This is a genomic window from Haladaptatus sp. W1 (genome assembly GCF_001723155.1).
GTDB lineage: Archaea > Halobacteriota > Halobacteria > Halobacteriales > Haladaptataceae > Haladaptatus > Haladaptatus paucihalophilus.
This window is the reverse complement of the sequence record NZ_MEIH01000269.1, coordinates 1-9,046: the sequence shown is the minus strand read 5'-3', so window position 1 is coordinate 9,046 and position 9,046 is coordinate 1. Positions and strand designations below refer to the sequence as shown.

The window sequence follows — 9,046 nt, the reverse complement described above, 5'->3', positions numbered from 1 at the left end:
CCCCGCAGTGCGCGTACTCAACTACCTCGAACTCGAATCCCGGCTGGCCCGGAGCGGCATCGGTACCTCCACGAAGCAACAGCGCAAGGCGTTAGCGGAAACCGACGTGGACGTGATCACGTCGCCGTGGGAGGGGGAAACGCCGGGTCGCGCGCTGCTGTCCGGGGCGGTAGGGGGTCGTTTCTTCGCCGACTTCGACGTGGCACATTGCAACGTCATCGGGCCGGGTTCAGTCGCGGTCGCGCGCCACGCGAAACGGAACGATATCCCGCTCGTCCTCCATTCGCACGTCACGAGCGAGGACTTCGCGGAGAGTTTCCGCGGGTCGAGCCTCGTCGCGCGCCCGCTCGGTCGGTATCTGAAGTGGTTCTACTCGCAGGCCGACCTCGTGCTCTGTCCCAGCGAGTACACGAAATCCGTCCTCGAACGGTATCCCGTGGACGCGCCGATTCACCCCATCTCGAACGGCGTGGACGCAGAATCGCTCGCCGGGTTCGAATCCTTCCGCGATGAGTACCGCGCGCGGTACGATTTGGACGGCATGGTCGTCTTCGCACTGGGGAACGTCTTCGAGCGCAAGGGTCTCACGACGTTCTGCCGAGTCGCCCAGCAGACGGACTTCGACTTCGCGTGGTTCGGGACGGTGGACGACGGCCCGCACGCCAGTTCGACGGTCAAACGGTGGACGGAGAACCCGCCCGAGAACGTGACGTTCACCGGGTGGGTCGACGACAAGCGCGGCGCGTTCGCGGCGGGCGACGTGTTCTGCTTCCCGGCGAAAGTCGAGAATCAGGGAATCGTCGTCCTCGAAGCGATGGCGTGCGGAAAGGCCGTCGTGCTCCGCGACATCCCCGTCTTCGACGAGTTCTTCACGCACGGCGTGGACTGTCTGAAGTGCGAAACGGAGACGGAGTTCCGACGCGCGCTCGAACTGCTCGAACGCGACCCCGAACTTCGGGAGCGATTGGGGGAAAACGCCCGCGAGACGGCGAGCGAACACAGCCTGAAGCGCGTCGGCGAGCGTCTTGTCGAGGAGTATACAAAACTCGTCTGAAGTCACAAGCACTTAACTTCCCGTCCTCGAATGGCCGAACAATGAGCCGATGGGTCGCCGCGTTCACGGACACATATCTGCCGACCATCAATGGCGTCGCCTACACCATCCGGACGTGGCGCGATTTTTGGGAAAAAAACGGCGGGCGGATGGACGTGGTGTATCCCCAATCCGACGACTACGCGCCGGAGAAAGGCGAACATCCCATCGGAAGTCTTCCGTTCCCCTTTTATGATGGCTATCGACTCGGAACGCCGCGGGTTCCGAAGGCGGTCCTCGACGCCGAAATCGTCCACTCCCACACGCCGTTCGCCATCGGCCTCGGCGGTCTTCGACTCGCGCGAAAGAACGAACTCCCGTTCGTGACGTCGTACCACACGCCGACGGGGGAGTACGCGGACTATCTCGTCCCGAACGATTCCGTCGCCGACTACGTGGAACGGGCGGCAGGGGCGTACGAACGGTGGTTTTTCGGGCGGTCCGACGCCGTGTTGACGCCGAGCGAGGCGACGCGAGAGCACATCGTCGAGACGGTGGGCGTCGATGCGCCCGTGCACGTCGTCCCGAACGGTATCGACGTGGAGCGGTTTCACCCGGTCGAAACGGCCGCCTTCGTTCGGAAATACGACCTCGACGTGGATCGCCCGCTCGTCGGCTACACCGGCCGCCACGGCTTCGAAAAGCGTCTCTCGGAGATCATCACGGCGGCCGACGGCATGGACCTGACGGTCGTCTTCGGCGGCGACGGTCCCGCTCGCGAATCGTTGGAGAAACAGGCCCGCGATTGCGACGTGGACGTCCGTTTTCTCGGATTTCTCGACCGGGACGAGATGGCGGCGTTCTACTCCGCTCTCGACGTGTTCGCGTTCCCCAGTCCCGTCGAAACGCAAGGCCTCGTCGCGCTCGAAGCGAACGCCTGCGGGACGCCGGTCGTCGGGGCGAACGCCGGAGCGCTGTCGAACACCATCGTCGATGGCGAAACCGGCTATCACTTCGAGAGCGGCGACACCGAAGATGTTCGGGCATCGATTCGCCGTACGCTCACGGAACGCGAGAGGCTTCGAGAGTCTTGTCTCGCCCGTCGGGACGAAATCAGCGTCGAACGCGCGGTCGAGAAGTTAGAACGGGTGTACGACCGGGTGTGCTGAAAGCGCGGTCGCGTTTCGAACCGCGGTCTGCTAACTGACGGTCGGTCTCCGACGACGTGCCGTTCTTTTTCGCCGTCGTTTCTTCAGGATGAGAGTTCTCTACGGAACCGTACGTCAAAATATAATTTTTAGAAAAGATTAGATAAACATCACAATATACTGAAGCATTTATCGGGTTAGTATATATTGATTCACAGATCAAAGGTATAAATCCAAATAGAAGAGGGCTGCTACAGACGTTAGGAGTTGCGGGCCTGAGTACGGGCGGCGTGCTGTCTATGAGCGGTACTGGTGCTGCAGCAAGCGCTCCGCAGAACAAGATAGACAACATCTGGGATGCCATGGTCGACTTGGCATCTGATCTTCTTGGATCGGCCATCCCGTGGGATGCAGTCCAAGCGAGTGACCTATCGGAGAACGAAAAGCAACACCGACTCCGGTCGCTTTTGGACCCCCAGTATAAGGATCTCGTCATGAGCGATTCGGTTACGACCAGTTCCAGCGTTTACGTCCCCGGCGTGCTCCCGTTCGATGCCTGCTATTGGACCGACTACGGTGCCGACGGAAAGAAAATCTGCGTCGAGGGCTCACCCGGACACTACGGCAAACCCAGTTGCTATCAGAGTACGCCGAATCTCGGCTACGTGGACCTCACCGTGGACACCTTCGACCTGAAAATCGACCGGAGTTGGTCGCTTCGAAAGAGCTTCTCCTTCCGGCTGGGCCTCTCCGAGGACGGCTGCGTGTGGACCGGTCAAGAGGACCTCGACCTCTGCGCGGAAGTCCTCTGTATCGACGACCTGCTGTACCCCTACTCGCCGGTCGCCGCGCTCGCCGAAGCGGGTCTCAAAGCGGGTATCGAGGCCATTAGCAACTGGGCCGAGACGGACGATATGATCGATTGGCTGTTCTACGCGCTCGCCGTCATCGCCGGAATCGCAATAATCCTTCTCCTGTGGGAGATCGAAATTCCGCTCGCCATCGGTGCGTTCGCGCTCGCATAAGGTATAAGAACCGACCTCGCTTCTTTATTACACAGAAATATGAATGAACTAATCCTGATACTCGTCGCCCTCGCTGCCATCCTCGGAGCACTGTACCTCGTGAACTTTCTCGCGGGACCCCTCCTCGTCGGGAAACTGAACGACACGAAATCGCTTCCCGGTCGGCTCGCCAGCGAACTTCCCTCCGGCAGTCCTCCGACGGTCGTGCTCGGCGGCAACGCTCTCGGTTCGAACCTCTCCGGCGGTTCGGGACCTCCCGGATACCGACGACTGTTGCTCAGCGATACCGTCATCGACGAACACGAGGACGAACTCGGCACCGTCTCCGCACTTTCGGTTGCCCTCCTCGATACCTACGCCTACGACGTGCGGATATTCGCGAATCTACTTCGCATCGAACTGCTGTTCGGCATCATGGCGTTCGCCCTTCACGCCGCACAGACCGACCTGTTTCGTTCGCTCTCCGCTGCACTCGCCGTCGTTATCAGCATCATCGTCGGGGCGCTCGTCGTCTTCTACGGACTGTACCGACTCGTCGCATGGCGCGTCTACCGCGCCGACGAACGAGCGGCGACCTACGTCGGCGCGGAGAACATTATCACCTATCTCGAATCGAACAACGGGCGCACCGAGTCGCTCCTCTCCGCGGTCGTTCATCTCTCTCCGCCGACGAAGACACGAATCGAGCGCCTCGAACGCGTTCGGTGAGACGGACGGGCTACAGCTCGACCCGTTCCACGATGTGATCGCTCCCCTCGCGGACGTTCAAGGCGACGATTCGGATGTCGTCCTCCAGCCCGGAGCCGTGGAGTTTCGCCTTGAGCAGGTTATCGACCTGATACACGCCCGCCGCGTTCAGCATCTCGATTTCGACGAGAACCGGCACCGTATCTCCCTGTCGGAGGGTGACCTTCTTGATGGCTTGGCTTGAGACGGTGTTGATGCCCCGACCACCCTTCTCGTAGGGGATGCGCGATCGGCCGTGTTCCATGTCCAGCGCGTCCGACACTCGGATGACTCCCGCTTCCGTCGTCAGCGGGTCTTCCTCGGTGTGGTGACAGAGAATGGCGTGGAGAATCTCGCCCTTCATCCGAACCGTGTTCGCCGTGTCGTAGAAGTTCGGTAGCACGCGGTCGAGGACGTCCGCCGCGAGCGGAATCGAGTAGTAAGAGTGGTCGTCGCGGTGAACGATGTGACCGATGTCGTGGAGCGTCGCGGCGAAGGCGACGATGACGCTCTCGTCCGCTTCGTCCAGTCCTTCGTCGGCCGCGCCGTTGAACTCGACGCCGCCGCGTTTCAGCAGGTCGTAGAGGAGCAGCGCGCGGTTCCGAACGATTTCGATGTGCTTTCGCCCGTGGTCGTTGTATCCCTTTCTAGTCACCGCGTTGACGTTTTGCGCGTCGAGATACGCCTGAATCTCGTCGTCGTTCGCGATGAATTCGAGCACCTCGTTCAGCTTTTCGTCAGGGAAGGCGTGGTCCGCGTCCGGGTCGTACGCACGCCGTCCGTTCTCCGTTTGCGGTTCCGTTGCAACGTCGTCCATGTTCGATTTTCACGTTCTGGGGGGAAAAACTCTCGGGCGCGACGGGGTTTTACGGGTCGTTCGGACGGAAAATAGGTCGGGAAGCGACCCTGAGAAGAGCAAAAAGCCTATAGTTGGCAATGGGTAAGAAACTGGTAGAGGATGTTCGAAATGATACCACTATTCGGGCCGGTTCCCGGCGGGATGGAGCTCGCGGTGATTCTGCTCATCGCGGTTCTCCTGTTCGGTGCAAACAAGATTCCGAAGCTCGCCCGCTCCACCGGTGAGGCGATGGGAGAGTTCAAGAAAGGCCGCGAAGAAGTCGAACAAGAGCTGCAAGAGATGCAAAGCTCGGGTTCCAGTACCGCGACCGAGGTCGAAAGCGAACCGACCACGGCCACCGAAACCGAAACCGAGACCGAGACCCAGACTGAAACCCAAACCGAATCGGAATCGTAGTTGTTTTTCCCGCGAGCTATTACATATTATACAGGGCGTGTGGCCTAGCGGATAGGGCGAGAGGTTCCTAACCTCTCGACCGCGGGTTCGAATCCCGCCACGCCCGTCTTCTTCGCTTCGCTCAGTCGACGGGCGTGAGGAGTAAAAACGGGACAGGGATTCGAATCCTGTAAGGAACGCACAGCGACCGAAGGGAGCGAGCATTTCTTGCTCTGGGTCGAATCTCACCACGTCCGTCACTTCGTTCGCGGGAATTCCGAAAGACGCGATGCGTCTTTCAGCGTTCGTGAATCTCCGATTCACTCACTCCCGCCACGCCCGATTTTTACCACGTTTGCGTGAGGCTCCGTCACGACTGATAGTGCTCCCGTTCCGTTTGCTCTTCGTCGCAAGCATGATGAAAGATTTATGGTGTGTCAACAGACAGCAAAAACTGCGGTAGCTTCCGATGGAAGATGCCGCGACAACAGCCAAGTCAGGCATAACCGTTTTCGGCGCGGAGCGGCCACTGTTCTTCCCGCATCGCGTCGAGCGCGGTTCTCTCTCCCTCTTCAAACGAGTTGACATGAACTAGAATAATATCTATTCTGAGATTCGAAAACCACACGAGTACGAGCCATCAGATACAAATATGACAAATATCACATGTATATTAATTTTAACAAGTCTTTTTAATGGATTAGCGATTGTCGATACTCAATGGCTAGTGACGAGTCCGAAGCGCTCGGGAGTGGGGACCCCGGCGACGCTGGACCGGACGGGATCCGTCTCTCCGATGGACTCCCGTCCCGCGTGGCGGTCGGGTCATACTCGTGGGAGGATTTCATGGAGGAGTTCTTCTACGAGGACGGCACCCCTCCGACCAACTGGCGGGGAAAGCCGCATCCGTTTCCAGCCGAGGAGTTCCTCGGCTTCGACCCGGAGGAACCCCAATCGACGGAGCCGATACCGTACGCGGTCCCCTCCACGCTGATGACGTCGCCCGCGGTCACATTCTCGGAGAAGTGATAGTGCTCGCCGTTGGTCGGGTCGTTGATGTCGTGTCTGATGACGTCCGTCGGCCCGACGCCATCGCCCCACGGCTCGTACGTGTCATCGCCGACGTTGATGCGCATGTTGATGGGAGCGTTGCGCTTCGTGCCGTGGACCTCCCACTCGCCGGTCGTGTCGTTTTGGACCCAGTTCAGGTTGCCCCCGGAGGAAATTTCGGTTCCGAGAACGTCCACGCTCACCGAGGCGTTTCGTTGGGTACTGACGCTGTTGTCGTCGCTTTCGGCCGTCGAACCGCTCAGAATAACCGTCAGAGACGCGGTTTCGTTCGCGTCGTCCACTGCCACGATCCCACCATCGACGTGGGTCCGGAAAAAGTCGGCCCACGCCCGGTAGTAGTCGCTCTCGACGGTGAGCGTCGCGTTGACCGGCGGGGTACACCGCGGGGCGTCGAATGTCTCGCGGAACGCCTCGCTGTCGGCGCGGGACGCCGTGACGTTCTTCGTCGCGCGGAGTCGCTCGACGGGACCGCTGGCGGATCCGGTGACGTTCACCAACTGAAAGCTGAAGGTGCCGTTCCGGTACTGCATGTCCGGCGGCGAAATCATGACACTCCCGTTTTCGGTTCGTTTCCAGACGCCGCCCGCCTGATACGCGACGACCTCGCCGTCCGCGCCGTGGTACTCGATGGCACCGAATTCGATTCGCCTGCTACACGCCGGGTTCGACCCGTTCACGAGCGAGATGGTCATCGCCCCGTCGTTCGTGACTTCGACGTTCCCGTCCTGTCCGCCGAAATCGAGGATGTGCTCGTCGTTCGTTCCGAAGGCGACTTGGCTCAATCTGGCGTCCGCCTCCCGCATCGCGTGCTCCGCGTTCTGCACGCCGACCGTCCCCCGAATCTGATGAACGGCCGACGACCCGATGAGGAGGATCCCGACGACGGAAACCGTCACCAATCCGATCATCAAAACGACACCGATAAGCGGGGACTGCCCACGGCGATTTTTCGATTGTATGTCTGATTTCCGATGTGTCATCGTTCCGTTTTCCACTTCGAAACTGCATAAATCTATACCAAAAAGTCAGTAGAAACGAATGGTTGAGAATCGGACCGGACGCGCGAGATTCCCTCAGAAGTCGGCGATTCGCTCGTTGTGGTAGCGGAGAAACTCGCTTCCGACGGCGTGGCCCTCTCGAACGGTTAGGGTGTCCCCCACGGAATCGTCGTACGCGTGGTCCAGTTCGTGGGTTTTCGGGTCGATTCGGAGCAACCCGTAGTCAAAATCGCGGTGATGGTTGGGGCAGACGACGAGGAGGTTCTCCGGCATGTCCGGGCCGAAATGGGGGCCACCGAGCGGTTCGATGTGGTGCGCTTCCGCGTAGCCCTCGATTCGGCTTCGTCGGCGGCGCGTTCCACAGAGTTGACACTCGTAGTCGTAGCGCTCTTTGAGCCGTTCGACTACCTTCCGGTTCCTCGCAACCGTCTCGACGGTCCGTCGGACCCGGTTCGGGTCGTCGGTTCCCTCGGGGAGTTCGGCGGGGGCGTCCGGCCTCGCATCGGCGATACGGTCGAACTCGGCGGCGTCGATGTCCGAGAGGTCGAGCGACCCGATTCGGTAGCGCCCCGTGTCGTCCACGAACTCGATTTCGCCGCGGTCACGGAGTTGCTGGAGGATTTGCCGAATCTTCACCTCGGGATGGTCGTTCCCCGGAAATCGCGTTCGGAGGTGGTCGATGCTGTTCGCGTACATCTCGTCGAGGGTGAAGACGGAACTCCCGGTGTGCGTGCGATACCGTGCGAGCTCGACGCGAACGGCGTTCCGCCACGTGACCATGCCGCGGTGGACGGATCGGTAGTATATAGATCCTGTCACTCCTCGAACAATTGCGAAACGCGATGAACCGCGATTCCGTAGAACGGTCGTCGGGCGCAGTAGCCACTCGGCGGGTCGTCACAGATGAAAATCGTCGCGATTCGATACCGTCCAGGGGAAAGTCGCGCTCGCGTCGCCCACGCGATGCCCTCTCGTCCCCGCCGTTCCCCTTCGACAGGGGAGAACACGTAGCGATAGAGGAGCGTCCCCTCCTCGAAACAGTCGGCTTCGGTCGGTCCGAAGGTTCCCTCGACCCGTCGAACATCGAGTCGGTCGTTCACGTCCGGAGTGGGTCGCGTTCCGTCGTTATGTCACAGGAGTACAACAGTCGTGGCGGCCCGGTGGTCGCGGCTCGGGTGACTGTCGCGCTCGTCGCTCCGAGGGTCGTAAACGTCCCGAGCGTCGCCATCCGGCGAAGCAATTCACGTCTCGTCCCTTTCTTAGTCATTGGTATCACTCACCGTCTCCAGCTCGGACGGGATTCGGTCGGGACGTGCGTAGTCGTTGTGCTCCGGCGCACGACGCACCCGTCGGAAAAAATCGACCCCTGGGAAAAGCGGGTCTACGACGGCATGATGACCGCACGGCCCTCGATTTCGCCGTGTTCGAGTTTTTCCGCGACGGTGTTGATGTCGTCGAGGCCGTACCTCGTCGTGTGTAGCGTGACGTCGCCGCGTTCGACGAGTTTGACCAGTTCCTGTAGCTCCGTGTACTTGCCCCACCAGCGTTCCGCGGTAGGCGAACTCGCCGTCCACGAGCGACTGGGACGGTTCGTGGATGTGGCCGCCGTAGCCGACGACATGGTGGTCGCCGCCGGGGGCAACGATGTCCGGGGCGTAGCCAGTCGTCTCGTCCGCGCCCACGAAGTCGATGACTTGCTCGGCACCCGCTCCGTCGGTGATGTCCGGTGGTAGCTATGAAGATAGAATACGACCGGAACACCTGCACGGGGATGTTCCAGTGCACCGCGGAGTGGGAGAAATTCGTCGAAA

At 60.5% G+C, this 9,046-nt stretch carries 11 protein-coding genes, 1 tRNA gene and 1 pseudogene; 7 read left to right on the top strand and 6 right to left on the bottom strand.

The window, feature by feature from the left end:
• Positions 1-7 precede the first annotated feature (7 nt).
• The 4 genes from BG842_RS12200 (at position 8) to BG842_RS12185 (ending at position 3,914) form a co-directional block, all read left to right on the top strand.
• Positions 8-1,054: a glycosyltransferase family 4 protein gene (locus tag BG842_RS12200; RefSeq protein WP_069450940.1), complete on the top strand. Its 1,047-nt coding sequence runs from the start codon at positions 8-10 to the stop codon at positions 1,052-1,054.
• Positions 1,055-1,095: 41 nt separating this feature from the next.
• On the top strand, positions 1,096-2,202 hold the full coding sequence (locus tag BG842_RS12195) for a glycosyltransferase (RefSeq protein WP_069450939.1): 1,107 nt from the start codon (positions 1,096-1,098) through the stop codon (positions 2,200-2,202).
• Between the two features lie 473 nt (positions 2,203-2,675).
• Complete coding sequence (locus BG842_RS12190; protein ID WP_254663123.1) at positions 2,676-3,206, top strand: hypothetical protein; 531 nt, start codon at positions 2,676-2,678, stop codon at positions 3,204-3,206.
• Between the two features lie 39 nt (positions 3,207-3,245).
• On the top strand, positions 3,246-3,914 hold the full coding sequence (locus BG842_RS12185) for a hypothetical protein (protein WP_069450937.1): 669 nt from the start codon (positions 3,246-3,248) through the stop codon (positions 3,912-3,914).
• A gap of 10 nt (positions 3,915-3,924) precedes the next feature.
• Here BG842_RS12185 and BG842_RS12180 read toward each other — a convergent pair whose 3' ends face one another.
• Positions 3,925-4,749, bottom strand: coding sequence for an HD domain-containing protein (locus BG842_RS12180; protein WP_069450936.1), 825 nt, complete (start codon positions 4,747-4,749; stop codon positions 3,925-3,927).
• Positions 4,750-4,890: 141 nt separating this feature from the next.
• Here BG842_RS12180 and BG842_RS12175 point away from each other — a divergent pair, with 141 nt between their 5' ends.
• Together BG842_RS12175 and BG842_RS12170 are read left to right on the top strand one after the other, a co-directional pair.
• Positions 4,891-5,187 carry a twin-arginine translocase TatA/TatE family subunit gene (locus tag BG842_RS12175; protein WP_217493309.1) on the top strand — a complete coding sequence of 99 codons (297 nt, stop codon included), beginning with the start codon at positions 4,891-4,893 and terminating at the stop codon, positions 5,185-5,187.
• Positions 5,188-5,220: 33 nt separating this feature from the next.
• A tRNA-Arg gene (locus BG842_RS12170) sits at positions 5,221-5,293 on the top strand.
• Between the two features lie 733 nt (positions 5,294-6,026).
• Here BG842_RS12170 and BG842_RS12165 read toward each other — a convergent pair.
• The 5 genes and pseudogenes from BG842_RS12165 to BG842_RS12150 form a co-directional block, all read right to left on the bottom strand.
• Complete coding sequence (locus tag BG842_RS12165) at positions 6,027-7,133, bottom strand: hypothetical protein (RefSeq protein WP_254663122.1); 1,107 nt, start codon at positions 7,131-7,133, stop codon at positions 6,027-6,029.
• 177 nt (positions 7,134-7,310) lie between these two features.
• On the bottom strand, positions 7,311-8,015 hold the full coding sequence (locus tag BG842_RS12160) for an HNH endonuclease (RefSeq protein WP_069450934.1): 705 nt from the start codon (positions 8,013-8,015) through the stop codon (positions 7,311-7,313).
• Positions 8,016-8,050: 35 nt separating this feature from the next.
• Positions 8,051-8,335, bottom strand: coding sequence for a hypothetical protein (locus tag BG842_RS12155; protein WP_069450679.1), 285 nt, complete (start codon positions 8,333-8,335; stop codon positions 8,051-8,053).
• Positions 8,332-8,502 carry a hypothetical protein gene (locus BG842_RS29830; RefSeq protein WP_175424123.1) on the bottom strand — a complete coding sequence of 57 codons (171 nt, stop codon included), beginning with the start codon at positions 8,500-8,502 and terminating at the stop codon, positions 8,332-8,334. The genes BG842_RS12155 and BG842_RS29830 overlap by 4 nt, the downstream gene beginning before the upstream one ends.
• A gap of 114 nt (positions 8,503-8,616) precedes the next feature.
• Positions 8,617-8,959: pseudogene (locus BG842_RS12150) on the bottom strand (zinc-binding dehydrogenase); the annotation flags it as partial.
• Positions 8,960-8,970: 11 nt separating this feature from the next.
• Between BG842_RS12150 and BG842_RS33135 the strand changes: the two are divergent.
• The coding region (locus tag BG842_RS33135; protein WP_175424141.1) for a ferredoxin at positions 8,971-9,046 on the top strand (76 nt) is incomplete at its 3' end.

What these genes read in the sequence shown, in the direction of transcription:
- BG842_RS12195 (WP_069450939.1), top strand. Translation starts at nt 1,096, where the DNA reads ATGAGCCGATGGGTCGCCGCGTTCACGGACACATATCTGCCGACCATC.
- BG842_RS12190 (WP_254663123.1), top strand. Translation starts at nt 2,676, where the DNA reads ATGAGCGATTCGGTTACGACCAGTTCCAGCGTTTACGTCCCCGGCGTG.
- BG842_RS12185 (WP_069450937.1), top strand. Translation starts at nt 3,246, where the DNA reads ATGAATGAACTAATCCTGATACTCGTCGCCCTCGCTGCCATCCTCGGA.
- BG842_RS12180 (WP_069450936.1), bottom strand. Translation starts at nt 4,749, where the DNA reads ATGGACGACGTTGCAACGGAACCGCAAACGGAGAACGGACGGCGTGCG.
- BG842_RS12175 (WP_217493309.1), top strand. Translation starts at nt 4,891, where the DNA reads ATGTTCGAAATGATACCACTATTCGGGCCGGTTCCCGGCGGGATGGAG.
- BG842_RS12160 (WP_069450934.1), bottom strand. Translation starts at nt 8,015, where the DNA reads ATGGTCACGTGGCGGAACGCCGTTCGCGTCGAGCTCGCACGGTATCGC.
- BG842_RS29830 (WP_175424123.1), bottom strand. Translation starts at nt 8,502, where the DNA reads ATGACTAAGAAAGGGACGAGACGTGAATTGCTTCGCCGGATGGCGACG.